Here is a 25,242-nt window from a genome sequence, read left to right as displayed (position 1 = left end):
ATTTCCGTCTTTGAGGCATCAGTCCCTCTCTCAGGACTGTCCCTTATATCCTTGTCTCAGTTTTGGGGTGCACTCCAACTGCCTACTGCCTACTGCGATTTGATCATTCCGCTCCGCAGGAAACATCGCCCTTGAGCTCGACGGGATCGCTGTCCACGCCTGCCGTGCCGTCGTAAACCGCGAGCATGTAGCGCCCGTCATAGGTGCCTTCGTCCTTGGCCTTGGTCAGGATCGTCAGTTCCACCGAACGGTAGTTGTCCTTGGCTTCGTGCTCGCGGTAGACGAGCAGCCGCAATTCCTCGCCGTCGAGCCAATATTGCGCGAGATTCTGATCCTCGAACACCGTCTTGCGCAGGCTGTCGGCGGCGGGACGGGCCTTGATCTCCAGATCACCCCGGAAATTGAAGGTCGGCCCGCCCAGGCCCCGGGTCACGCCAGCGTCGAGTTGGAAGGCGACCTTGGCGTCGTCGACCGAGCACCAGAGCGCACCCGAGGCGAAAGCCCCATTCGCCGACGCAAGAAGCACTGCCGCACAAAGAACTGTCCGCATTTCCCCCTCCTCCCTGCCCTGGCCGCATTGAGGCCCCGACGGCCACGCGGGGTCAAGTGCGCTGATCCAACGCGAGCCCCCGGCGCGGCCAATTGCGGTTTTGCCATCCGATTGGCACAGTGCCGCGCGAAACACAGGGGTTTTCATGCAGGCATCGGATTCACGGACTTCCATCGGCGGCATCGACATCGCCCGCATCGCCGAATTGCGCGAGGCGGAAGCGGCCGCCTTCCGCAAGGCGCGGCCGAAATCCGAGGCGAAGCTCGGCAACGGCATCGCCGGTTTCCTCGGCGGCGTGCCGATGCACTGGATGACCGACTGGCCGACGCCGTTCCCGATCCTGGTCGACGGCGCCAAAGGCGCCACCATCACCGATGTCGACGGCAACAGGCTTGACGATTTCTGCTTGGGCGACACCGGCTCGATGCTTGGCCATTCGCCGCCGCCGGTTGCCCGCGCGATCCGCAGGCAGGCAGCGCGCGGCCTGACCTACATGCTGCCCAGCGAGGATGCGCTGGCAATCGGCACGCTTCTACAACAGCGCTTCGGACTGCCCTATTGGCAGATCGCCACAACCGCCACCGACGCCAACCGTTTTGCGCTGCGCGTCGCCCGCGCCGTGACCGGGCGCGAAAAGATCCTGGTCTTCAACGGCTGCTATCATGGCTCTGTCGACGAGACGATGGTGCGGCTGATCGACGGCAAGCCGGTGAACCGCCCTGGATTGGCCGGCGAATTCCGCGACCTGACGCGGGCAACGAAAATCGTCGAATTCAACGATGTTGCCGCGCTCGAGGCCGCGCTGGCCGACCGCGACGTCGCCTGCGTCATCACCGAGCCGGTGCTGACCAATTCCTGCATGGTGCTGCCGGAACCCGGCTTCCACGACGCGCTGCGGCGCCTGACCCGCGTGGCCGGCACGCTGCTTCTGATCGACGAGACGCACACGATTTCGACCGGCCCCGGCGGCTACACGCGCATGCACGGGCTGGAGCCCGACCTGTTCGTGCTCGGCAAGCCGGTGGCGGGCGGCGTGCCGGCAAGCATCTGGGGGATGAGCGAAGGGATCGCCACCCGCTACGCCGCCTACAACCAGACCAAGGAACCCGGCTATTCCGGCATGGGCACGACCCTGTCGGCGAACCCGCTGCAATTTTCGGCGATGCGCGCCACGTTGGAAGAGGTGATGACCGAGGAAGCCTATGTGCATATGGACCGGCTGGCACGCCGGCTCGATGCCGGGCTGACCGCTGTGATCAATCGAAACAAGCTGCCCTGGCATGTCGCGCGGGTCGGCGCGCGCGTCGAGTTCATCTGTGCGCCCGGGCCGCTCGGAAACGGCGGCCAAGCGGAAAAGGCGCACGCGCCGGAGCTGGAAGCCGCCATTCATGTCGCGCTGGTCAATCGCGGCGTGCTGATCGCGCCGTTCCACAACATGATGCTGATCTCGCCGGCGACGACGTCAGCGCAAGTGAGCCGGCTGATCGCAGCCTTCGCCGCGGTTGCGGCCAGGCTTGCGGCATGAGAAAAGCGGCAATGGACAATCCGAACGCCGTCACCACGTCGCCTTCAGGCTCGACGCCCGCCGAGGCGAAAGCCTTTCTCGACGCGCATCCTGAGATCGAGGCGTTCGACATCGTGCTCACCGACGCCAACGGCATCGGGCGCGGCAAGATCGTGCGCCGGCACGAGCTGATGGGCATTTTCGAGAACGGCCGGCATCTGCCGATCTCGATCCTCGGCCTCGACATCACCGGCGAGGACGTGCACGAAACCGGACTGGTGTGGGACACCGGCGACGGCGACCTCAGGGCATGGCCGATCCCCGGCACGCTGGTGCCGCTCTTCGGCACCAAGCCGCCACGCGGCCAGTTGCTGATGTCGATGCACCATCTCGACGGCCAGCCGATGACCTCCGACCCACGGCTGGTGCTGGCAAGGCAGGTGGAACTGCTGGCTGCACGCGGCCTGCATCCGGCCGGCGCCTTCGAGCTCGAGTTTTTCCTGCTGTCGAATGACCGCGACGCCGACGGCAAGGTGCAGCCTGCCCGCGCGGTGCTCGACGGCCGCCGTTCGGCGAAGACAGAGGTCTATTCGGTCGACCATCTGCACGGCATGGAGCCGCTGTTTTCCGACATCTACGCCGCGGCCAAGGCGCAGGGCATTCCAGCCGAAACGGTCATTTCCGAATACGCGCCCGGCCAGTACGAGCTGACGCTGAACTACCGCAAGGACGTGATGCGGGCAGCCGACGACCTGGTCATGCTGAAGCGGCTGGTCAGGGCGCAGGCGCGGCGGCACGGCGTCACCGCCTGCTTCATGGCCAAGCCCATCGAGGCCTATGCCGGCTCCGGCATGCATTTCCACGTCTCGTTGCAGGACGATGCCGGCCGCAACGTCTTCACCGAGGCCGCCGGCCAGAAATGGTCGCCAAAGCTGCTCAACGCGCTGGGCGGCCTCATCCACACCATGGCGGAATCGATGCTGGTGTTTGCGCCGCATGCCAATTCCTGGCGGCGCTTCGTCTCGCAATCCTATGCGCCCGTAGCGCCGAGCTGGGGCGTCAACAACCGCTCGGTGGCGCTGCGCGTGCCGGCGGGCGACGCCAGGAACCGCCGCATCGAGCACCGGCCGTCGGGCGTCGACGCCAACCCCTATCTGATCGCCGCAACGGTGCTGGCCGGCATCGTCAAGGGCCTGGACGAGGGCCTGGACCCCGGTTCCGAGACGACGGGGAACGGCTACGAGCAGGCCCCGGAGAAATCGACCATGCCGGCCGACTGGCGCGCCGCGATCGAGGCGGCCAGGAGCTCCGACTTCCTGAAATCGGCGCTTGGTCCCGACCTGCACCGCACCTTCGTGGCGATCAAGCAGGCCGAGTATCTGCGCGTCGCGCGCACCGTCAGCGAGCTGGACTACCACCTCTATCTGCACGAGGTGTGAGGGCTGGCGCGACAGGCGCGGCGATCACGTTTTGCGGACGGCAATCAAAAGTTATAGCCAATTGCATTTCTGGAACATATCATGAACAAATGGCTGTGCTTTCCGTCCGCGAGAAACTGGCGATCCTGTCCGACGCCGCCAAATACGACGCCTCCTGCGCCTCTTCCGGGTCGGCGAAACGCGACTCGCTGAGATCGGGCGGCATCGGCTCGACGGAGGGGGCCGGCATCTGCCATTCCTACGCACCGGACGGGCGCTGCATCTCGCTCTTGAAAATCCTGCTCACCAATTTCTGCATCTACGACTGCAGCTATTGCATCAACCGCTCGTCCTCGAATGTGCGGCGCGCCCGTTTCAGCGTCGACGAGGTGGTGAAGCTCACGATGGATTTCTACCGCCGCAATTACATCGAGGGGTTGTTCCTGTCGTCCGGCGTCATCCGCTCGCCGGACGAGACGATGGGCGAGATGGTCGAAGTGGCGCGGCGGCTCAGGATCGAGGAAAAATTCGGCGGCTATATCCACCTCAAAACCATTCCCGAAGCGTCGGCGGAGCTGATCGAGATGGCTGGTCTCTATGCCGACCGGCTGTCGATCAATGTGGAACTGCCGACAGACGAAGGCGTGAAGAAGCTGGCATCGGAAAAGAAGCCGGAAACGATCCGGCTTTCGATGGCCAAGCTGCGCCGCAAGATCGAGGAAAAGGCCGAGCCGACATTGCAGAGCCGCAAGCGCGAGCGCTTCGCCCCGGGCGGCCAGTCGACGCAGATGATCGTGGGCGCCGACAAGACGTCCGACGACGGCATCCTGCGCGCCAGCGCCCGGCTCTATGGCAGCTACCACCTGCGCCGCGTCTACTATTCCGCCTTCAGCCCGATCCCGGATTCATCGTCATCGCTGCCCTTGCAGAAGCCGCCGCTGATGCGCGAGCACCGGCTTTACCAGGCGGACTGGCTGATGCGCTTCTACGGCTTCTCGCAGCCGGAAATCCTGGACGGCAGCAATGACGGCATGCTCGACCTCGCTGTCGACCCCAAGCTTGCCTGGGCGCTGCGCAACCGGGGCCGCTTTCCGGTCGACGTCAACCGCGCCGAGCGCGAAGCGCTGCTGCGCGTTCCCGGCCTCGGCACCAAGGTCATCGACCGGATCATCGAGACACGCCGCCACCGGCGGCTGCGGCTCGAGGATGTCGGGCGCATATGCCACTCGGTCGCCAAGGTGCGGCCCTTCATCATCGCGGAAGGCTGGTCGCCTGGCGCGCTGACCGACAAGGCCGGCTTGCGCCAGGTGATCACGCGTTCCTGCGAACAGCTGTCGTTGTTCTGATCATGGCCAATACTCAGCTCAACCTCGCCGTCCATCTCGTCCGGCTCGAAAGCCAGACCGATTTTGCCGGCTGGCGCGACGCGGCGCGGCGGCTGGCGACGAATGACATACCGCCGGAGGATGCCGCATGGCAGGTCGAGCCGGATGGCGAAACCCGCGGCAAAGATTTGCCGGCTGCGCAAGCCGATGCGCGGCTTGTCGTGCCGCGCGACTTTATCGAGTGCGCAGAGACCGTCGTCTGCCATTGCGATCCCGAGCGCTTCGGCTTTCTCTACCGGCTGCTTTGGCGGTTGCGCTCAGAGCCGAAGCTGCTTTCGATCGCTACCGATCCCGATATCCGGAAGCTGGAGGCGATGGAAAAGGCGGTGGGGCGCGACATCCACAAGATGCGCGCTTTCGTGCGCTTCCGGAGGATTGGCGAAGGCGCGGAGGAGCGCTTTGTCGCCTGGTTCGAGCCCGAGCATTTCATCGTCGAGCGCAATGCCGATTTCTTCGTGCGCCGTTTCACCGGCATGCGCTGGACGATCCTGACGCCGCATGCCTCGGCCGACTGGGATGGTGAGCGGCTGGCGATCGGACCCGGCGCCGGCAAGCGTGACGCGCCGGCGGAAGACGATGCCGAGGCGCTGTGGCGGACCTATTTCGAGAATATCTTCAACCCGGCCCGCCTCAAGGTGAAGGCGATGCAGAAGGAGATGCCGAAGAAATATTGGCGGAACCTTCCCGAGGCCTCGCTCATTCCCGATCTGATAGCAGGAGCGGACAAAGCCGCGTCAGACATGATCGCCCGGATGCCCACCACCCCAGCACCGCACCACGCCAAGGTGAAGGCCAAGCACTGGCCGGTGCCGCAGCCGGCCAATGCCGATGAAACCGAAAACGCCGATACGATCCCGGAACTGCGCGCGGTTGCGAGAGGCTGCCACCGCTGTCCGCTTTGGCGCGATGCGACGCAAACGGTGTTCGGCGAAGGGCCGGAGAACGCCGAGGTGATCTTCGTCGGCGAACAGCCCGGCGACCAGGAGGATCTGGCCGGCAAGCCGTTTGTCGGGCCTGCCGGCAAGGTGTTCGACAGCATATTGGACGACGCCGCGATCGACCGCCGCAAGGTCTATGTGACCAATGCGGTGAAGCATTTCAAATTCGAACCGCGCGGCAAGCGGCGCATCCACTCGAAGCCCAATGCCGGCGAAATCCAGGCCTGCCGGTGGTGGCTGGACAAGGAGCTCGACCTGATCAAGCCAAACCTCGTGGTGGCGCTTGGCGCGACGGCGGCGCAATCACTGCTCGGCAAGGCGGTGCCGATCACCAAGATGCGCGGCGACGTGGTCGAGCGCGACGATGGGTTGAGGGTGTTCCTGACCATCCACCCGTCCTTCATCCTGCGCATACGCGAGCAGGAGGACAAGGAGGCGGAACGGGGGCGATTCCTCAACGATATGCGGAAAGTGAGGGAGTTGATGGGGGCGTGACCTGGACGGAAGCCTACCCGACTTCGTCATCCACGGGCGGAGCAAGGAGCGAAGTGACGCGCGCAGACCCGAGGATGACGAGTTCTGCGGGGCTCCGCGCTACCTAACCAGAATCGCCCTCAGATCATTCACGTTCGTGCCCGTGGGACCCGGCACGAACAGATCCCCAACCGCGTTGAACGCAGTCCAGGCATTGTTGCCGGCAAGCATCGCCTTGGCGTCCACGCCGGCCGCACGCATGCGCGACACGGTCGAGCCGTCGGCAAACGCGCCGGCATTGTTCTCCGAGCCGTCGATGCCGTCGGTGTCGGCGGCCAGCGCGTGGATGCCGTTCACGCCATCGATACCGATGGCGAAGGCGAGCAGGAATTCGGAATTGCGGCCGCCCTTGCCCTTGGCGCGCAAAGTCACGGTCGTTTCGCCGCCGGAGAGGATCAGCACAGGCTTCTTGAAGGGTCGATTGCGGGTCGCCACTTCGCGCGCGATCGCGGCGTGGACGCCGCCGACCTCGCGCGCCTCACCCTCGATCGCGTCCGACAGGATGACCGCCTCGATGCCTTGACGCTTGGCTTCGGCGGCGGCGGCGTCCAGGGACACACCGGCGGAGGCGGTCAGGTGCACCTCATTGCCGGCAAAGCGCGGATCGTCGGGGCTTGGCGCATCGGCGGCCGGTGAATTGATATGTGCCATGACCGATGCCGGCAGCTTCATCCCATAGGCAGCAATCGAGGCCAGCGCATCCGCGCGGCTGCCGGTGTCGGGAACGGTCGGGCCCGAGGCGACCAGCGCCGGATTGTCGCCGGGGATGTCTGAGACGACCAGCGACACCACACGCGCCGGGTGCGCGGCGGCGGCAAGGCGGCCGCCCTTGATGGTCGAGACATGCTTGCGGATGGTGTTCATCGCCGCGATCGGCGCGCCGGAGGCGAGCAGCGCCTCGTTGACGGCGATCTCGTCGGCAAGCGTCAGGCCGGGGGCCGGCGACGGCAGCAGCGCCGAGCCGCCGCCGGAAATCAGCGCCACGACCAGATCGTCGGCTGTCAGCCCCCGCACCTTCTCCAGCAAGCGGCGCGATGCCTCAAGGCCGGCGGCGTCCGGCACCGGGTGCGCCGCCTCGATGATCTCGATGCGCTCGCATCTGGCGCCATAGCCGTAACGAGTGACGACAAGGCCATCGATCGGGCCGTCCCAGACCTTCTCGAAGGCCGCCGCCATCTGCGCCGAGCCCTTGCCGGCGCCGATGACGATGGTGCGGCCCTTGGGTTTTGCCGGCAAATGGTCGCGGATCGTCTTTTCCGGATCGGCGGCGGCGACGGCGGCGTTGAAGATCGACGTGAGGAGGCTTTTCGGGTCGGTCATTTTTCTTCCGGCGGCAGCGCGAGCCCGCTCGCATCGATGCCAAGGTGAGCGCAAAGCGCATCGACGACGACGCCATGGTCCTCGCGTTCGGGCAGGCCCGAAACGGCAATGACGCCTATGACGCCGGCGCCCTTCACCGTGACCGGGAAGCCGCCGCCGGCCAGCACATAGTCGGCAATATCCAGGCCCTCGCCGACCTTGAAGGTGCGGTCCGGGCGCTGCTGCTCGAGCACGAGGCGATAGGTGCTTGTCAGATAACGCTTCACGACATTGATCTTGCGCCGCGCCCAGTCGGGATTGGAGGCGTTGGAGCCCGGCATCGCGGCATAGAAGAGCGGCCTGTCGAAGGTCCTGATGTCGACGATAACAGGCAGGTTTTCCTTCAGGGCGCGGTCCCGGATAGCGGAACCGATCTTGAAGGCGACGGCCTCATCGAAAGCCGGGAAGACCAGCGCGGCTTCCTGTTGCTTGATCAGAGCGATGTCGTCGGCGGTGGCCATGGCGTTCCCCTGTCAAATGTCGCCGCACGCTTTGGCCGATGGCTGACGCGGGGTCAAGCGAAGAGCACGTTTAATCTATGCGACAATCGCGCTCTTCGCCGGCCGGCCCGCCACATAAACCTCGCGCACGGCGCGATCGTCGCCCAGCGTCTGCAGCAGAAAGAGTTCCTCGGCCAGCGTTTCCACCGTCTCCATCCTGAGCCGCATCGCCGGCGTCGAACGGGCGTCGAGCACGACTATGTCGGCGTCGGTGCCTTCCTCCAGCGTGCCGACCTTGTCGGCCACCGACAGCGCCTCGGCATTGCCGCGCGTCAGTTGCCAGAAGGATTGGTACGGGTTCAGTTTCTCGCCGTTCAGCGCGATCACCTTGTAGCCCTCGTCCATGGTGCGCAGCATCGAATAGTTGGTGCCGCCGCCGACATCGGTGGCCGCTGCGATGCGAAGCGGTGCCTCGCGCCGGCGATAACGCTGGTAGTCGAACAGGCCGGAGCCAAGGAAGAGATTGGAGGTCGGGCAGAACACCGCCACCGAGCCCGACTGCGACAGCGCGTCCGCCTCGCGCTCGGAAAGATGGATGCAGTGGCCGAACAGGCTCTTTTTGCCGAGCAGGCCGTAGTGTTCATAAACGTCGGTGTAGTCGCGCGACCAGGGATAGAGTTCCTGGGTGAAGGCGATCTCGGCGTGGTTTTCCGACAGATGCGTCTGCATGTGGAGATCGGGATATTCGCGGCAGAGCGCACCGGCCATCTCCATCTGCTCGGGCGTCGACGTGATCGCGAAGCGCGGCGTGACGGCATAGAGCTGGCGGCCCTTGCCGTGCCATTCGGCAATCAGCGCCTTGCTGTCGTCATAGCCCGTTTGCGGCGTGTCGAGCACTCCGTCCGGCGCGTTGCGGTCCATCATCACCTTGCCGGCGATGTTGAGCATGTTGCGCTCATGCGACTCGGCGAAGAAGGCCTCGGCCGAAGACTTGTGCACCGAGCAGTAGGCGACGACGGTCGTCGTGCCTTGTCGCAGCATCTCGTCGAGGAACAGCCTGGCGATGCGGCGGCCATGCTGCGCGTTCTGGAACTTCGATTCTTCCGGAAAGGTGTATTTGTTCAGCCAGTCGAGCAGCTCGGCGCCGTAGGAGGCGATGATCTGCATCTGCGGCACATGCACATGCGCGTCGAGGAAACCGGGCAGGATCAGATGCGGGCGATGGTCGATCGTCTCGACGCCTGCGCCCGCCTTCGTCGAGACCTCCGCATAAGAGCCGGCGGCAACGATCTTGCCATTGTCGATCAGCAGCCCGCCATCCTCCTCATAATGCCAGGCGGAATGGTCGTCGATCGTTTCGGGCCAACGCAGGAAGGAGAGCGTGCGGCCGCGCAGAATTTTCGCTGTCATGCTTACTTTCCGGCGCCTTCGAACCAGGCGACCAGAAGGGCCCGTTCCTGGTCGGTGATGTGGCTGACATTGGCGGGCGGCATGGCATGCGCCCGGCCGGCCTGGATATAAATCTCGCGCGCATGCTCGGCGATGCGCTCGTCGGTGTCGAGCAGCACGCCCTTCGGCGCATGGTAGATGCCTTCATAGACCGGCTCTTCCGTGTGGCACATGGAGCAGCGGCCGAGCACGGTGTCGCGCACCGCCGGGAAATGCGCTGAGGCGATGTAGACCTGCGCGGCGGCGGAGACGGCCGAGGTCTTCGGCTCGCCGGTCAGCACCTTCGGCACGGTCGACAGCCAGATGATGATCATGAACAGCACGGCGGCGCCAAGCCAGGTCCAGGTCGGGTTGCCCTTCCTGGCATGCACGGTGTTGAAATAGTGGCGGATCAACACGCCGATGATGAAGACCAGCGAGGCGATGACCCAGTTGAACTCAGTGCCGAAAGCCAGCGGGTAGTGGTTCGACAGCATCAGGAACAGGACCGGCAAGGTCAGGTAGTTGTTGTGCAGCGAGCGCTGCTTGGCGATCTTGCCGTATTTCGGGTCCGGCTTGCGACCGGCGATCAGGTCGGCGACGACGATCTTCTGGTTGGGGATGATGATCATGAAGACGTTGCACGACATGATCGTGGCGGTGATGGCGCCGAGATGCAGGAAGGCGGCGCGGCCGGTGAAGAGATGCGTCAGCCCCCAGGCTATGAACACCAGCACGCCATAGAGCACCAGCATCAGCCCGGTGTCGCTTTTGCCGAGCGGCGAGCGGCAGAGCAGATCATAGACGATCCAGCCCGAGGCGATCGTCGCCATCGAGAGCAGAATGGCGACCGGGGCAGACATCGGCAGCACATTGGGGTCGATCAGGAACAGGTCCGCGCCGGCGTAGTAGACCACGCAGAGCATGGCGAAGCCCGACATCCAGGTGGCGTAGGATTCCCATTTGAACCAGGTGAGGTGTTCCGGCATTTCAGCCGGGGCCACCAGGTATTTCTGGATGTGGTAGAAGCCGCCGCCATGCACCTGCCACTCCTCGCCGAAGGCGCCGGCGGGCAGGCCGGGACGCTGGCGCAGGCCGAGGTCGAGGGCAACGAAATAGAAGGACGAGCCGATCCAGGCGATGCCGGTGATGACATGCAGCCAGCGGACCGCAAAACTCAGCCAGTCCCAGAAAATCGCGAAATCCATCATTGAGATCGTCCCTGCCGATGAGAGCGACTTTACGGTCTGGCGCGCAAACGAAAAGAGGCGAGGTGCGCGATGACTTTCAAAAAAAAATAAAAAATACTAGGGTTGCTTTACGCAGCCGCATGAGAGCCACGCATGGCCTATCTCGACAACATTGCCGTCTTCGTCCGTGTCGTCGAGCTCGGCAATCTGTCGGCGGCGGGGCGCGACATGCGCATTTCGCCGGCGGTGGCTTCCAACCGCATCAAGGAACTGGAGAAGCATCTAGGGGTCAGGCTCTTCAACCGCACGACAAGGCAGTTGATGCCGACCGAGCATGGCACGGTGTTCTACACCGGCGCCAAGCAGGTGCTGGACGCGATCACCGAGGCGGAAGCCGCGGTGGCGGCCCTTTCCGGACAGCCGCGCGGCACCATCCGGGTCATGGCGCCGCTCGGCCTCGGCCGCCGGCTGATCGCTTCCGGCATCCCCGACTTCCACGACAAATATCCCGATATCGAGGTGCGGCTCAGGCTCTCCGACCACAATGTCGACATCATGAAGGAAGGCATCGACGTCGCTTTCCGCCTCGGCATCATCGAGGATTCGAGCCTCAGGATGCGCGGCATCATGGAATGCGAGCGCGTGCTGGTGGCGGCGCCGAAATATCTGGAAACGCGCGGCGAGCCGGCCGAACCACAGGAACTTGTCGGCAAGAAACACGACTGCCTGATGCTGCGCTACGCCGGCACGCGCGAGTTCGTCTGGACGCTGCAGACGCCGGGCGGCGTGCAGAAGCTCGAAGTGCATGGTCCCTACGACACCGACGACGGCGACGTGCTGACCGGCTGGGCGCTGTCGGGGCGGGGCATCATCAACAAGCCGCGCTTCGAGGTGGAGCCCTTCATCCGCGACCAGCGGCTGAAGGTGATCCTAGCCAAGACACCGCCGACACCGGTGCAATTTGCCGCCGTCTATCCGCACAAGAAGCTGCAGGACCCGAAGGTGCGGCTGCTGCTCGATTTCATGGCCGAGCGCTGCCAGCGGCTGATCAAGGATGTCTTGGCGGGGAAGTGATAGCCGCGTGGCCCATCCGCGCCGGTTGCCTTGCGCGAAAGCCGGCCTAGGTTGGTAGCCGGATGGCTGCGAGACGTCGTCGCCGCCGAATGGGCCGCCACATGCATCTCGCCGTTTCGCTCAACATCGCCGCCGCCGACGGACAGGACGTCCTGGACTTCGGCCAGATCAGTGCCTTCGTGCGGGACCTGGAAGCGGCGGGCGTCGACATGGCTATCATTTCCGACTCCGCGGAGGCGCCATCGAGCAGCCCCTTCGAAGCGACGACATTGCTGGCCGCCCTGGCGGCCGTGACCGACAGTATCGGCCTCGTCGCCAGCGCCTCGACGCTCGCGCACCAGCCTTACAATCTCGCGCGCCGTTTCGCTTCGCTGGACATCATCAGCCACGGCCGTATCGGCTGGAACGCGACGATGACGCAGAATCCGCGCGAGGCGGCGAACTTCAGCCGGCCGGAAGGGTTTTCGGATGACGACTTTCGCCGCCGCGCCAGGGAGTTCATCAACATCGTAGGGCTCTTGTGGATCGGCTGGGAACACGACGCCTTGTTGTTCGACAAGGCATCAGGCCGCTTCCATGATCCGGACAAGATGCGCCCGATGAACTTCACCGGCGAATTCTTCTCGGTGCGTGGCCCGCTTAATGTCGCCCGCTCGCCGCAGGACAGGCCGGTGCTGGCGATGGCCGGCCTGGCGGAGGCCGAATTCGATCTCGCCAGTCTTCGGGCCGATGTCGTGCTGCTGGACAAGCGTCAGCCGCCGGAGGCGAGAGCCGCCTGCGAGGAGATAAAACGCAGGGCGCACGAAGCGGGACGCGACCCAATGACGATCAGGATGCTGGCGGGCGCCGATGCGCGGCAGGAACGCGATGGCGGCAGCCTAAAAGCGCTATGCCTCTCATCCGGCTGTGACGGCATCGTCCTGACAGTGCAGCCTCGGGCCGACGCCTTGAAGGATTTTGTCGAACGATTGCTGCCGGACCTCGAGCAACACGGATTTGCCAAGGCAAAACCAGGCAGGACGCTGCGCGATCGTCTCGGGTTGGGCGAGGATGGCAGGTCATGAGCACGCGCCAGATGAAACTCGGCCTGTTCCTATGGGCGACCGGCCATCACATCGCCGCCTGGCGCCATCCGGATGCGCATGTGACGGCCGGCATCGACATCGACCACTACATAAAGCTGGCGCGCACGGCGGAAGCGGCGAAGTTCGACATGGTGTTCTGCGAGGACGCCGCCGGCCTGCGCGAGGCCAATGTCAACATCGCCAGCCAAACCTCGCGCTCGATCGGCTTCGAGCCGATCAGCCTGCTGTCGGCGCTGGCCGCGCGGACCGAGCGCATCGGCCTCGTGTCGACGGCATCGACCAGCTACAACGAGCCCTACGGACTGGCGCGCATGTTCGCCTCGCTCGACAATCTGAGCGGCGGGCGCGCCGGCTGGAACCTCGTCACCTCGGCAAGCCCGATCGAGGCCGCGAATTTCGGCGCGACGGGTTTGCGGCCGCATGCCGACCGCTATGCGCGGGCACGCGAGTTCGCCACGGTGGTTACCGGCCTGTGGAACCGGCGCGCCGCCGGCCATGACGGCGAGAGCTTCTCGGTGCGCGATCGGCTCGACATCCCGCCCTCGCCGCAAGGCGCGCCGGTGATGGTGCAGGCCGGCGCTTCCGATGACGGCAGGGATCTGGCCGCGCGCACCGCCGATGTCGTGTTCTCGGCGGCGCAGACCTTCGAGGAGGCCAAGGCCTTCTACGACGACCTCAAGGCTCGGCTCGCCGCTTATGGCCGGCAGCCGGACGATGTGAAGATCATGCCCGGCGTGGCGCCGATCGTGGCGGCAACGAAAGCCGAGGCGCAGGCCAAATACGATGCGCTGCAGGAATTGATTCCCGACGATGTCGGCGTGGCGCTGCTCTCCAGCTATCTCAGCATCTCCGACCTCGGCCGCTACCCGATCGACGGACCGTTGCCCGAGCTGCCGGAAAGCGAAGGCATGAAGAGCCGGCAGGCGCTGGTCATCGAGCAAGCGCGCCGCGACGGGCTCTCGATTCGCGAGCTTGCGCGTTACTTTGCCGGCGCGCGCGGCCATTGGCGCGTCATCGGCACGGCTGGAGAAATCGCCGACGAACTGCAGGAGCGCTTCGAAGGCGGCGCCGCCGATGGCTTCAACGTGATGCCGTCCTGGTTCCCGGGCGAGCTCGACGCCTTCGCAAAGCTTGTCGTGCCGGAGCTGCAGCGGCGCGGCCTGTTCCGCAAGGACTATGAAGGCCGGACGCTGCGCGAGCATCTCGGCCTGAAGCGGCCTGTGTGAAGCGCCTCAGCCGGCTTTCATCAATCGCGCCGTTCCGGACACCCTGATCGAGCTGCCCGGTGTCGGCGGGATATCGGCATGAAGCCGCGAGCGCATGCCCATGTCCTCGCCCTGGACGATGTCGATCGCGCCGCCATGCGGCCAGCCGAGATCGCGCAGATAGCCGGCAAAGGCCGCGGTCGAAGCGCCCGTCGCCGGATCCTCGTAGACGCCACCGGAGGCGAAGGGATTGCGCGTGTGGAAGAGGCGCGGCGTCTCGGCATAAGCGAGCAGGATGGTGACTAGGCCTTCGCGCCGCATGAAGGACTGGCCTTTCTTGAGATCATAGGCCATGGCGGCCAGCGCCTCGCGCGACTTCAGCGCCAGCACGAGATGATCGGCGCCGCCATGGATGAGCGCCGGCGGAATGGCGGGATCGAGATCGCCCGGCTTGTATCCAAACAACGCCAAAGCCTCCCCGACCAGCTCGGCCGACGCAGGCGTGCTGCGCGTCGGTGGCGACTGCAAGGCGGCGGCAAAGTTGGCGCCATCGCGAAACCCTTCGACGGTGATGTCGGCCTGGTTGAGGGCCAGCTTGAAGATGCCGTCGCCGAACTTTCCGACCAGGGCCGCGCCCAGCGCGGTGGTGGCATGGCCGCAGAACGGCACTTCCGATTCCGGCGAGAAGTAGCGGACGCGCCAGCCGTCGCCTTCGGGCGCGGCGAAGGCGGTCTCCGAGAAGCCGACTTCGGCCGCGACACGCTGCATGTCGGCTGCGCCCGGCAAGGCCTCGCCGATCACCACGCCGGCGGGATTGCCGCCGGTGTTTCCGTCCGAAAATGCCGCTATGCGCAAAACGTCCATATCGCTTATCCGTGTTCGTGAGGTGCGCAGAAAACACGTTTCACAGCCGTTTGGGAAACGAAGAAAGCGACGAGCAGCTGTGAGTGGCAGTCATATCTCACGGCATCGTCGGTGCTCTTCGGGACGGAACGAAGTCGCGTCATCGCCGTTTGGCGAATGGCGGCGCGCTAGGCCGCCCCCCGCCAATCGACGCAGCGCGACAGGAGCCAACCATGGACGCCATCGTCACCAAGAACGACCTCAAATCCGATGCCAAGAAGGAATCGATCGATCTGCTCAATGCCAGGCTTGCAGACGCCATCGACCTGGCGCTGATCACCAAGCAGGCGCACTGGAACGTCAAAGGCCCGCAATTCATCGCCATCCATGAAATGCTGGATGAATTCCGCGAGGAGATCGACGGCCATGTCGACATCATCGCCGAGCGCGCCGTGCAGCTCGGCGGCACCGCGCATGGCACCTCGCAGGAAGTGTCGAAGGCGACCAAGCTGAAACCCTATCCGACCGACATCCACAAGACCAAGGACCATCTGGCGGCGCTGATCGACCGCTATGCCGCGGCGGCCAAGCTGACGCGCGAGGCGATCGATGAATCGGACGATGCCGGCGACGCCGACACCGCCGACATCTTCACCGCCTATTCGCGCTCGCTGGACAAATTGCTGTGGTTCCTGGAGGCGCACACGCAGGAGAAGGAATAGCAAGGAAACTGTTCGGCCTGGCTTGGATCAGCCGGCCATCGCCTTTTCAGCGCAGGCTGCGCTTGGCGCATCCGATGCATGCGAGACGAGCGCCGTCATGATCTCGGCGGCGGCGAGCGCGGCGATCACCGGCGGGCGCTTGTCCTTCACAGCATTGCCGCCGATCGGCGAGATAAGCCGGCCGAACTGCGCTTCGCTGCCATCGGCGGACTTCAGGAACCAGTTCCTGAACGTCGCCTTCTTGGTCTTGGAGCCGATCATGCCGACATAGGCCGTGTCGTCGCGCTTCAGCGCCTCGGCGACGATCAGGAAATCCAGCGCATGGTCGTGGGTCAGGATGGCGAAGGCCGATCCCGCGGGCGCCTCGCGCACCACGGCTTCGGGCATCGGCGTCAGCCGCGTTTCCACCGTTTCCGGCATGCCTTCCAGCGCCTCGGATCGGGTCTCGACGACGACGACGTGGATCGGCAGCAGCGCCAGCGACGCCGCGAGAGCCTGGCCGACATGGCCGCCGCCGAAAAGATAGACATGCGGAAGATGCGCTTCTTCCGCCTCAGCGCCGGCGATCAGCTTTTCTTCGATTATCGCATCGACCAAGCGGATCGACACCTCGACGCGGCCGCCGCAGCATTGGCCGATCTCCGGTCCGAGCGGGACATCGAGCGTGGCGCAGACCTCATCGACCTCGATGCGGGCTTCCCTCCCCCTTGAGGGGAGGGTGGCGGCGGAGCCGCCGGGTGGGGTCGCCCGCGCAGTGCTCGGCGTTTTTGCGGTGCCTCCTGAGAGGACCCCCTGTGGCCGCTTCGCGGCCATCTCCCCCTCAAGGGGGGAGAGCATCTGCCGCGCCTTGTCGATCGCCATATATTCGAGCTGGCCGCCGCCGATGGTGCCGAAAATCGCCGATGCCGAGACGATCATGAAGGCGCCGGCCTCGCGCGGTGTCGAGCCTTTCGTGGCCGCCACCTCGACGAGAGCGACCCGGCCGGCCTGGCCGAGAAACGCCTTCAGACTTTGCACTTTCGAGTTCATCGTCTGCATTTCCATCCTGGAAATATAGCGTTTTACGCCTCGATTTGCACGTTTGGCCGGATTTCAGGCCGGTTTCGCGGCTTCCTGCTTCAACCGCTCGATCGCCATCAGCACCCGTTCCGGCGTTGCCGGCGCATCGAGCCGCGGGCAGATCTTATGGTCGGCGACGCTCGCGATCGCATCGGAGAGCGCATGCAGCACCGACATGCCGTGCGGCAGCGGCGGCTCGCCGACAGCCTTGGAGCGGTGGATGGTCGGCTCATAGGCCGACGACCAGTCGGTCAGCTTGACGTTGAATATCTTCGGACGGTCGGAGGCGAGCGGGATCTTGTAGGTCGACGGCGCATGCGTGCGCAGCCGGCCGCTATTGTCCCACCAAAGCTCTTCCGTCGTCAGCCAGCCCATGCCCTGGATGAAGCCGCCCTCGATCTGGCCGAGGTCGATCGCCCGGTTCAGCGAACGGCCGGCGTCGTGCAGGATATCGGTGCGCTCGACGACATATTCGCCGGTCAGCGTATCGACCGAGACTTCCGCGCAAGCCGCGCCATAGGCGTAATAGTAGAAGGCGTGGCCGCGGCCCTTGGCGCGGTCCCAATGGATCTTCGGCGTCTTGTAGAAGCCCGCCGCCGACAGCTGGACGCGGTTGATGTAGGCCTGCTTGACCAGGTCGTTGAAGGCCACCTCCTGATTGCCGACACGCACCCGGTTGGGCAGGAACACCACCTGGTCGTGCGGCACCTGGTATTTGTCGGCGGCAAAATCAGTCAGCCGCTTGCGGATCTGGCGGGCGGCATCCTGCGCGGCCATGCCGTTGAGGTCGGCACCGGAGGAGGCGGCCGTCGGCGAGGTGTTCGGCACCTTGGCGGTGGTGGTGGCGGTGATCTTGACCCGGTCGAGATCGATCTGGAACTCTTCCGCCACGACCTGCGCCACCTTCAAGTGCAGGCCCTGGCCCATCTCGGTGCCGCCATGGTTCATATGCACCGAGCCGTCGGCATAGACATGCACCAGCGCGCCGGCCTGGTTGGCCTCCGTCTTGGTGAAGGAGATGCCGAACTTGACCGGCGTCATCGCCAGGCCGCGCTTGATGAAGCGGCTGTTGTTGTTGAAAGCGCTGATCTCGCGGCGGCGCCGCGCATAGTTCGCGCTTTCCTCCAGCTCGGCCACGATGCGCTGGATGATGCAGTCCTCGACCTTCTGGTGATAGGGCGTGACGCTGCGCTCGCCAATCGCCTCCATCGGGTCGTAGAAATTCAGCTTGCGGATCTCGAGCGAGTCCTTGCCGACGGCGAAGGCCACCTCGTCGATGACGCGCTCGGCGCCGACCATGCCTTGCGGGCCGCCGAAGCCGCGGAAGGCGGTGTTCGATACGGTGTTGGTGTAGAGCGGCGCCGACTTCGCATGCACCGCCGGATAGAAATAGGCGTTGTCGCAGTGGAACAGCGCGCGGTCGCCGACCGGACCGGACAGGTCCGCGGAGAAACCGCAACGCAGGGCATAGGTGAAGTCGACGCCGAGGATGTTGCCCTCGTCGTCGAACCCGACCTCGTAGTCGATGGCGAAATCGTGCCGCTTGCCGGTGGCGGTCATATCCTCGTCGCGGTCGAGCCGGATTTTCACCGCGCGCTTGAGCTTCTTGGCCGCGATCGCGGCGATGGCGGCGCACTGGTTGGCCTGGGTCTCCTTGCCACCGAAACCGCCGCCCATGCGGCGCACCTCGACCGTGACGGCATGGCTCGGCACGCCGAGCGCATGGGCGACCAGGTGTTGCGTCTCGCTCGGCCCCTGCGTCGAGCAAAAGACGATGACCTCGTCATCCTCGCCGGGGATCGCCAGCGAGACCTGGCCTTCGAGATAGAAATGGTCCTGGCCGCCGAGCCACATGCGGTTCTTGATGCGGCGGGGTGCGGCAGCGATCGCCGCGGCCGCGTCGCCACGCTTCAGGATCAACGGCGTGGTGACCTGCTTGTCCTTGACCGGGTCGAGGTCCCATATCTCGACGACGGCGGGAAGCTCGTCATATTCGATCTTGGCCAGTCGTGCCGCGCGGCGTGCTTCCTCGCGCGTCTCGGCGATCACGGCGAAAATCGGCTGTCCGTAAAACTCAACCTTGCCTTCGGCGAGCACCGGATCGTCATGCATGTTGCTCGGCGAAACATCGTTCTCGCCCGGCACGTCGGCATAGGTCAGCACGTCGACCACGCCAGGCGCCGTGCGCACCGCCGACAGGTCGACGCTCTTCAACGCGCCGTGCGCGACCTTGGAAAGGCCCAGGCCAATATGCAGCGTGCCGGCAGGCTCCGGCATGTCGTCGATATAGACGGCGGCGCCGCTGACATGCTTGTGCGCGGAATCGTGCCGCTGGTCGGTGGCGATGCCGCCTACGATCTTCTCGGCCTTGAGGTTGGCTGGAGCGTGCTTGTTCATCAGGCCGCCTCGTCGCGTGAGACCTGGAACGGCGCCTTCGTTCCGGTCGTCTCGATATAAAAGCGCAGCAACAGGTTCCTTGCCGCCAGCGCCCGGTATTCCGCGGTCGCCCGCATGTCGGTCAGCGGCGTGAAATCCTTGGCGTACTCAGCCATCGCGGCCTCCACCGTCGCCTCGTTCCAGACCTTGCCGGCAAGCGCCTTCTCCACCGCCGCGGCGCGCTTCGGCGTCGCCGCCATGCCGCCATAGGCGATGCGGATGTCGGCCACCGTGCCATCCTTGGTCAAGGTCAGATAAAATGCCCCGAGCGTCGCCGTGATATCCTCGTCCCGGCGCTTGGTGACCTTATAGACGGCAAACTTCGTGCTTTTTGCCGGCACGGGCACGTGGACCGCCTCGACGAACTCGCCGGGCTGGCGGTCCTGCTTGCCATAGGCGATGAAGAAGGTTTCGAGCGGGATCGTGCGGCGCTTCTTGCCCTTGCGCAGGGTGAGCTGCGCGCCGAGCGCGATCAGCGGCGGCGGCGTGTCGCCGATCGGCGAGCCATTGGCGATGTTGCCGCCGATCGTGCCCATGTTGCGCACCTGCTCGCCGCCGATGCGGTCGACCAGCGGTCCCAGTGCCGGGATACGTCTCGACAGCGTCTCGAAAGCCTCGGTGTAGGTGACGCCGGCGCCGATGGTGATCACGCCATCCTTCTCGGACATCGCGCCAAGGCCATCGAGATTGCCGATGAAGATCGCCGGCGCGATGTCGCGCATGTGCTTGGTGACCCAAAGGCCCACATCGGTCGAGCCGGCAACGACGGTCGCTTTCGGCTCGTTTTCGAAGATGGCAGCGAAATCGTCGGCATTGGCCGGCACGATCAGCCGCGCCTTGCCCGACCCGATCTCGACCCTGGCGCCGTCGCGCAGCGCCTTCAGCCGCGCGATGATGTCCTTGCGCTCCACCGCCAGCGGATCCTTAGCCGCCTTGCCATAGCTCGAAATGGCGTGCGCGGCGCGCATGATCGCCTCATAGCCGGTGCAGCGGCAGAGATTGCCCTGCAGCGCCTTTTCGATCGCGGCATTGGACGGATCGGGCGTCTTCATCCAGAGCCCGTAGAGCGACATGATAAAGCCCGGCGTGCAGAAGCCGCATTGCGAGCCATGGAAATCGACCATCGCCTGCTGCACCGGATGCAATTTTTCGCCGTCGCCGCGCAGGTGCTCGACCGTGACGACATGGGTGCCGTCGAGCGAGCCCATGAAGCGGATGCAGGCGTTGACGCTTTCGTAGACCAGGCCTTCGGCGGAGAGCTTGCCGACCAGCACCGTGCAGGCGCCGCAGTCGCCCTCGGCGCAACCCTCCTTGGTGCCGCGCAGCGAGCGGTTGAGCCGCAGCCAGTCGAGCAAGGTCGCATCGGGCGCGACGTCTTTCAGGGCCACGTCGGCGCCATTCAGGATGAAGCGTATCTCGTTGCGGGTCTCAGCCATGTCTCAGCTCCCCCGATAGGTCGAGTAGCCATAGGGCGAAATCAAGAGCGGGACATGATAATGCCGCGCTTCCGCCATGCCGAAGCGGATCGGCACGATGTCCAGGAAAGCGGGCTCGGGCAGGTTGGTGCCTTGGCCGCGCAGATAGTCGCCGGCGGCGAAGACCAGCTCATACTCGCCGGTGCGGAAATCGGCGCCGGTCAGCAGCGGCGCGTCGCAGCGGCCATCCTCATTGGTGGCAACGGTCTTGAGATGCGTGCGGCTTTGCCCTTCGATGCGGAAAAGCCCGATCGACAGGCCCTTTGCCGGCCGTCCGGTCGCTGTGTCGAGCACATGGGTCGTCAGGCGCCCGCCATCGGCTTTCGACGTTTCTGCCACTGGCGGCCTCCCATCCCGGTACAGTTTCAGGTCAATTGTGCGCCAATTAAAGGCCATGCTTAAGCCCCGGTCGAGCGGAGCGCGGCAAAAAGCACTTTCAAAAATTTTCGGGGGAATGCATGCGCACTCCTTTCGATATCTTCATCTCAACCATCGGGCAGGAGCGACAATGCGTTACGATAGGGACATGCGCGGTTACGGGGCCAATCCGCCGGACCCGAAATGGCCTGGAGGCGCGCATGTCGCGGTGCAGTTCGTCGTCAACTATGAAGAAGGCGGCGAGAACTGCGTGCTGCATGGCGACAAGGCTTCCGAAGCCTTCCTGTCCGAGATCGTCGGGGCGGCGCCCTGGGTCGGCCAGCGCCATTGGAACATGGAATCGATCTATGAATACGGCGCCCGCGCCGGCTTCTGGCGGCTCCACCGGCTGTTCACCGAGGCGCAGGTGCCGGTGACCTGCTACGGTGTCGCCACCGCGCTGGCGCGCTCGCCCGACCAGGTCACGGCGATGCAGGAGGCCGGCTGGGAAATCGCCTCGCACGGGCTGAAATGGATCGATTATCGCGACTACGCGGCCGAGGACGAGCGGCACGATCTCGAAGAGACGATCAAGCTGCATTACGAGGTGACCGGCGCACGGCCGACCGGCTGGTACACCGGCCGCACCTCGGTCAACACCGTTCGCCTCGTCGCCGAGGAAGGCGGCTTCGATTACGTCTCCGACACCTATGACGACGAGCTGCCCTACTGGTTCGACCGCGACGGGCTGGAAAAGCCGCAGCTCGTCATTCCCTATACGCTCGACGCCAACGACATGCGCTTCGCGACGCCGCAGGGCTTCAATTCGGGCGACCAGTTCTTCGCCTATCTGAAGGACAGTTTCGACACGCTCTATGCCGAGGGCAAGGCGGGCCGGCCGCGCATGATGAATATCGGCCTGCATTGCCGGCTGGTCGGCCGCCCAGGCCGTGTCGCGGCGCTGAAGCGTTTCATCGACTATGTGAAATCGCACGACAAGGTCTGGCTGACGCGGCGCATCGACATCGCCAAGCACTGGCGCGAAACGCACCCCTACGAGGCGCCGGCGCTGCGTCCGTCGCGGATGGAGTTCGAGGAATTCGTACATGCCTTCGGCGGCGTTTTCGAGCATTCGCCCTGGATCGCCGAGCGCGCCTACGAATTGGAACTCGGGCCGGCGCATGACAGCGCCGGCGGCCTGCACAATGCGCTCTGCCGCGTCTTCCGCGCGGCGACGGAGGTTGAACGGCTTTCGGTGCTCAACGCTCACCCCGATCTTGCCGGCAAGCTGGCCAAGGCCAGGCGCCTGACGCCGGAATCAACCAAGGAACAAGCCTCCGCCGGGCTCGACGCGCTGACCGACAAGGAGCGCGAGCTGTTCTCGAAACTCAACGCCGCCTATGTCACCACCTTCGGCTTCCCCTTCATCATCGCGGTCAAGGGCAAGACCAAGGACGAAATCCTGGCGGAGTTCGAGACGCGCATCGGCAACAGCCGCGGCGTCGAGTTCGAAACCGCCTGCAGACAGGTCGAGCGCATCGCGCTGCTCCGCCTGAAAGACATGCTCCCGAAATAATGCCAGGGATCCCCATGGATATGATCAAGACTGCCGAGCGAACCTATTATGCGCCGCAAGGCGGCCATCCCGGCCAAAACGAGCTTTCGACCGGTCGAGCCGTCTTCACCGAAGCCTATGCGGTCATCCCCAAGGGCGTGATGCAGGACATCGTCACAAGCCCGCTGCCGTTCTGGGACGAGACGCGGGCCTGGATCATCGCAAGACCGCTGTCGGGCTTCGCCGAGACCTTCTCGCAATACATCGTCGAGGTCCTGCCCGGCGGCGGCAGCGACCGGCCGGAACTCGATGCCGGCGCCGAAGGCGTGCTGTTCGTCGTCGAGGGCGAGATCACCATATCGCTTGCCGGCAAAAAGCATGTGCTTGTCCCGGGCGGCTTCGCCTTCCTGCCGCCGGCGAGCGGTTGGACGGTGCGCAACGGGAGTGGCGCCGCCGCCCGCTTCCACTGGATCCGCAAGGCCTATGAAGCGGTCGACGGCCTCGACGTGCCGGAAGCCTTCTTCTCGAGCGACCAGGACGTGGCGCCGAGCCCGATGCCGGGCACGGAAGGGCGCTGGGCAACGACCCGCTTCGTCGACCCCGCCGACATGCGCCACGACATGCACGTCACCATCGTCACGCTGAAGCCGGGCGCGGTCATCCCCTTCGCCGAAACCCATGTCATGGAGCATGGGCTCTATGTGCTCGAAGGCAAGGCGGTCTATCGTCTCAACCAGGACTGGGTCGAGGTCGAAGCCGGCGACTTCATGTGGCTGCGCGCTTTCTGCCCGCAGGCCTGCTATGCCGGCGGCCCCGGCAATTTCCGCTATCTGCTCTACAAGGACGTCAACCGGCACGCCAGGCTTGGTGGCTATCTTGGGGGCGGCTATCTCGGGGGCAAGGCGCGGTGAGCCACATCGTCGCCCGACCGCTGATCCGCGAGAACTTCGCGCCCTTCGGTGACGTCATCGACATGGGCGGCGACAACCGCTACCCGATCAATGGCGGCCGAGCCATGCGCTATCACGACCTCGCCACCGCCGAGGCTACAGGCCCGAATGCGCGCGTGCTGATCTCGATGGTGCGCGGCACGCCCTACGAGATGCCGCTGAAGCTCACCATGGTCGAGCGCCATCCGCTCGGCAGCCAGGCGTTCATCCCACTGTCGCCACGCCCGTTCCTGGTCGTCGTCTGCCACGAGACCAAGGATGGGCCGGGCGAGCCGCATGCCTTTCTCGCCGGCCCCGGTCAAGGCATCAATTACCGCCGCAACCTTTGGCACGGCGTGCTGACGCCGATCGGCGAGGAACAGGATTTCCTCATCGTGGACCGCGGCGGCGACGGCTCCAATCTCGAAGAGTTTTACTTCTCGCATCCTTACGAGATCCACCTTCCCTGAAAGCCTTTCCCATGACCGACGTTTCGCTGATCGACCGCCTGCTCGACGTGATCGAGCACGACATCGTGCCGAAGACGGCGCAAGGCGTCGCCCATGGCAACAAGCTGTTCGGCGCCGCAATCCTGCGGAAGCACGACCGCTCGCTGGTGCTGGCCGAGACCAACAACGAGATGGAAAATCCGCTGTGGCATGGCGAAGTGCATTGCCTGAAGCGCTTTTACGAGATGCCCAGGGCCGAGCGTGTCGACACCAAGGATGCGCTGTTCGTCGCCACGCATGAGCCCTGCTCGCTCTGCCTATCGGCGATCACCTGGACCGGCTTCGACAATTTCTACTACCTGTTCAGCCACGAGGATTCGCGCGACAGCTTTGCCATCCCGCACGATCTGAAAATCCTGAAAGAGGTCTTCACCCTCGATCCTGGCGGTTACAACGCCGAGAACGCCTATTGGAAAAGCTTTTCCATCCGCAGGCTGGTGCGGGCTTTGCCCGAGGCCGAGCGCAAGCGGCTGGAAGCGCGCATCGGCAGGATTTCGACGCGTTATGACGAGCTGTCGGGCGCCTATCAGGCAAGCAAGGCCGAGAACGACATTCCGTTGAACTGACGCGGATTGCCTACCTTACCTTCGCGTTTTTCAGCACTTCATTTATCTTTGCCTGCCAGCCTTTGCCGGTCGCCTTGAATTTTCTGACGACGTCCTGGTCCAGGCGGATGGAGACGACTTGCTTTGGTTTCTCCAGGGCCGGCCGGCCACGGGAACGCCTTATGCTCTCGAAAAGTTCCGGGAGCGCTTCCGCGAAAGACTTGGCTTGCGCCAGCTGTTCGTCGGTCGCCTCCCCGTCTTCGGGATCAGCGGCAATCTGTCTTTGAATTTCAGCTTCCTCGGCATCGGTAAGCCGCCGAGACTTAGTGTTGCTCATACACGGACCTTTCCTTTCGGCTGGCATGACGCATCGAGATTCACCGAGATCGCTTCGGAACCGAGAGGCTTGAAGATCACGGCGAGAATGATCCCTCCAAATTCTCCAATTGCCTTGAGCCGACCGGCCTTGGCCGGGAGGACGATCGACGCGGCAAAAAACTCGATATCGAGATCGGCGAAGTCGAGACCTCGGTTTTCGAGGTTCGTCACCCGTTTTGGCTCATCCCAAACGATTTTCAGGCGAGATCATCCACTGTGTATGCGTCGAGCCACGTGAATAAACGTAATACATAAATTAATCTATGCAAGAAGAAGCTGGGTAATCGGAGATGCGCTCGCTAACGACCCAGGTCGCATTTTTTG

The 25,242-nt window shown here is 64.6% G+C and carries 23 protein-coding genes and 1 pseudogene; 12 read left to right on the top strand and 12 right to left on the bottom strand.

What is annotated here, in order from left to right:
* Positions 1-103 precede the first annotated feature (103 nt).
* Positions 104-550: a hypothetical protein gene (locus LB572_RS25225; protein ID WP_224669640.1), complete on the bottom strand. Its 447-nt coding sequence runs from the start codon at positions 548-550 to the stop codon at positions 104-106.
* A gap of 145 nt (positions 551-695) precedes the next feature.
* Between LB572_RS25225 and LB572_RS25220 the strand changes: the two genes are divergently transcribed.
* From LB572_RS25220 to LB572_RS25205, 4 genes are all read left to right on the top strand, one after another.
* Positions 696-2,075: an aspartate aminotransferase family protein gene (locus tag LB572_RS25220; protein WP_224669639.1), complete on the top strand. Its 1,380-nt coding sequence runs from the start codon at positions 696-698 to the stop codon at positions 2,073-2,075.
* Between the two features lie 11 nt (positions 2,076-2,086).
* Positions 2,087-3,493 (top strand): glutamine synthetase family protein, encoded by a 1,407-nt coding sequence (locus LB572_RS25215; RefSeq protein ID WP_224669638.1) that lies wholly within the window; start codon positions 2,087-2,089, stop codon positions 3,491-3,493.
* Between the two features lie 89 nt (positions 3,494-3,582).
* Positions 3,583-4,818: a putative DNA modification/repair radical SAM protein gene (locus LB572_RS25210; protein WP_224669637.1), complete on the top strand. Its 1,236-nt coding sequence runs from the start codon at positions 3,583-3,585 to the stop codon at positions 4,816-4,818.
* A 2-nt stretch (positions 4,819-4,820) separates the two neighbouring features.
* Positions 4,821-6,290, top strand: a complete 1,470-nt coding sequence (locus LB572_RS25205; protein ID WP_224669636.1) for a UdgX family uracil-DNA binding protein — start codon at positions 4,821-4,823, stop codon at positions 6,288-6,290.
* Positions 6,291-6,389: 99 nt separating this feature from the next.
* Here the strand turns inward: LB572_RS25205 and LB572_RS25200 are convergent, their stop codons facing one another.
* From LB572_RS25200 to LB572_RS25185, 4 genes are all read right to left on the bottom strand, one after another.
* On the bottom strand, positions 6,390-7,649 hold the full coding sequence (locus LB572_RS25200; RefSeq protein ID WP_224669635.1) for a glycerate kinase: 1,260 nt from the start codon (positions 7,647-7,649) through the stop codon (positions 6,390-6,392).
* Complete coding sequence (locus tag LB572_RS25195) at positions 7,646-8,149, bottom strand: heme-degrading domain-containing protein (protein ID WP_224669634.1); 504 nt, start codon at positions 8,147-8,149, stop codon at positions 7,646-7,648. The genes LB572_RS25200 and LB572_RS25195 overlap by 4 nt, the downstream gene beginning before the upstream one ends.
* Before the next feature lie 75 nt (positions 8,150-8,224).
* Positions 8,225-9,538 (bottom strand): guanine deaminase, encoded by a 1,314-nt coding sequence (gene guaD, locus LB572_RS25190; RefSeq protein ID WP_140807157.1) that lies wholly within the window; start codon positions 9,536-9,538, stop codon positions 8,225-8,227.
* A 2-nt stretch (positions 9,539-9,540) separates the two neighbouring features.
* Positions 9,541-10,767: a urate hydroxylase PuuD gene (locus LB572_RS25185; RefSeq protein WP_224669633.1), complete on the bottom strand. Its 1,227-nt coding sequence runs from the start codon at positions 10,765-10,767 to the stop codon at positions 9,541-9,543.
* 132 nt (positions 10,768-10,899) lie between these two features.
* On the opposite strand from LB572_RS25185, the gene LB572_RS25180 reads away from it, so the two are divergent.
* From LB572_RS25180 to LB572_RS25170, 3 genes are all read left to right on the top strand, one after another.
* A complete protein-coding gene (locus LB572_RS25180) occupies positions 10,900-11,820 on the top strand; it encodes a LysR family transcriptional regulator (RefSeq protein ID WP_224669632.1) in 921 nt (306 codons plus the stop codon).
* A gap of 101 nt (positions 11,821-11,921) precedes the next feature.
* Positions 11,922-12,884, top strand: coding sequence for an LLM class flavin-dependent oxidoreductase (locus LB572_RS25175; RefSeq protein ID WP_224669631.1), 963 nt, complete (start codon positions 11,922-11,924; stop codon positions 12,882-12,884).
* A complete protein-coding gene (locus tag LB572_RS25170) occupies positions 12,881-14,131 on the top strand; it encodes an LLM class flavin-dependent oxidoreductase (RefSeq protein WP_224669630.1) in 1,251 nt (416 codons plus the stop codon). Before LB572_RS25175 ends, LB572_RS25170 begins: the two co-directional genes overlap by 4 nt.
* A gap of 6 nt (positions 14,132-14,137) precedes the next feature.
* Here the strand turns inward: LB572_RS25170 and LB572_RS25165 are convergent, their stop codons facing one another.
* Positions 14,138-14,974 (bottom strand): PhzF family phenazine biosynthesis protein, encoded by an 837-nt coding sequence (locus LB572_RS25165; protein ID WP_224669629.1) that lies wholly within the window; start codon positions 14,972-14,974, stop codon positions 14,138-14,140.
* 212 nt (positions 14,975-15,186) lie between these two features.
* Here LB572_RS25165 and dps point away from each other — a divergent pair, with 212 nt between their 5' ends.
* Positions 15,187-15,675: a DNA starvation/stationary phase protection protein Dps gene (gene dps, locus LB572_RS25160; protein WP_224669628.1), complete on the top strand. Its 489-nt coding sequence runs from the start codon at positions 15,187-15,189 to the stop codon at positions 15,673-15,675.
* Between the two features lie 27 nt (positions 15,676-15,702).
* Here dps and xdhC read toward each other — a convergent pair whose 3' ends face one another.
* The 4 genes from xdhC to uraH form a co-directional block, all read right to left on the bottom strand.
* Positions 15,703-16,704 carry a xanthine dehydrogenase accessory protein XdhC gene (gene xdhC, locus LB572_RS25155; RefSeq protein WP_224669627.1) on the bottom strand — a complete coding sequence of 334 codons (1,002 nt, stop codon included), beginning with the start codon at positions 16,702-16,704 and terminating at the stop codon, positions 15,703-15,705.
* A gap of 63 nt (positions 16,705-16,767) precedes the next feature.
* Positions 16,768-19,131, bottom strand: coding sequence for a xanthine dehydrogenase molybdopterin binding subunit (gene xdhB / locus LB572_RS25150; protein ID WP_224669626.1), 2,364 nt, complete (start codon positions 19,129-19,131; stop codon positions 16,768-16,770).
* A complete protein-coding gene (gene xdhA, locus LB572_RS25145; RefSeq protein WP_224669625.1) occupies positions 19,131-20,606 on the bottom strand; it encodes a xanthine dehydrogenase small subunit in 1,476 nt (491 codons plus the stop codon). Before xdhA ends, xdhB begins: the two co-directional genes overlap by 1 nt.
* Positions 20,607-20,609: 3 nt before the next feature.
* Positions 20,610-20,984 (bottom strand): hydroxyisourate hydrolase, encoded by a 375-nt coding sequence (uraH, locus tag LB572_RS25140; RefSeq protein WP_224669624.1) that lies wholly within the window; start codon positions 20,982-20,984, stop codon positions 20,610-20,612.
* Between the two features lie 169 nt (positions 20,985-21,153).
* Between uraH and puuE the strand changes: the two genes are divergently transcribed.
* The 4 genes from puuE to LB572_RS25120 are packed head-to-tail and all read left to right on the top strand — an operon-like array spanning position 21,154 to position 24,561.
* Entirely contained in the window at positions 21,154-22,578 is a 1,425-nt protein-coding gene (puuE, locus tag LB572_RS25135; RefSeq protein WP_224669623.1) for an allantoinase PuuE, read from the top strand.
* 14 nt (positions 22,579-22,592) lie between these two features.
* Positions 22,593-23,468, top strand: coding sequence for a bifunctional allantoicase/(S)-ureidoglycine aminohydrolase (locus tag LB572_RS25130; RefSeq protein WP_224669622.1), 876 nt, complete (start codon positions 22,593-22,595; stop codon positions 23,466-23,468).
* Complete coding sequence (locus LB572_RS25125) at positions 23,465-23,956, top strand: ureidoglycolate lyase (RefSeq protein ID WP_224669621.1); 492 nt, start codon at positions 23,465-23,467, stop codon at positions 23,954-23,956. The genes LB572_RS25130 and LB572_RS25125 overlap by 4 nt, the downstream gene beginning before the upstream one ends.
* 11 nt (positions 23,957-23,967) lie before the next feature.
* Positions 23,968-24,561 carry a nucleoside deaminase gene (locus LB572_RS25120; protein WP_224669620.1) on the top strand — a complete coding sequence of 198 codons (594 nt, stop codon included), beginning with the start codon at positions 23,968-23,970 and terminating at the stop codon, positions 24,559-24,561.
* Between the two features lie 10 nt (positions 24,562-24,571).
* On the opposite strand, the gene LB572_RS25115 is transcribed toward LB572_RS25120, so the two are convergent.
* Together LB572_RS25115 and LB572_RS25110 are read right to left on the bottom strand one after the other, a co-directional pair.
* Positions 24,572-24,877 (bottom strand): BrnA antitoxin family protein, encoded by a 306-nt coding sequence (locus tag LB572_RS25115; protein ID WP_140807144.1) that lies wholly within the window; start codon positions 24,875-24,877, stop codon positions 24,572-24,574.
* Positions 24,864-25,119: pseudogene (locus tag LB572_RS25110) on the bottom strand (BrnT family toxin). The gene LB572_RS25115 and the pseudogene LB572_RS25110 overlap by 14 nt, the downstream one beginning before the upstream one ends.
* Positions 25,120-25,242: the final 123 nt, after the last annotated feature.

The sequence above is a fragment of the Mesorhizobium sp. BH1-1-5 genome (assembly GCF_020165615.1).
Lineage (GTDB): Bacteria > Pseudomonadota > Alphaproteobacteria > Rhizobiales > Rhizobiaceae > Mesorhizobium.
Note: the sequence above shows the minus strand (reverse complement) of the source record. Positions and strands in the feature narration are given on the sequence as shown.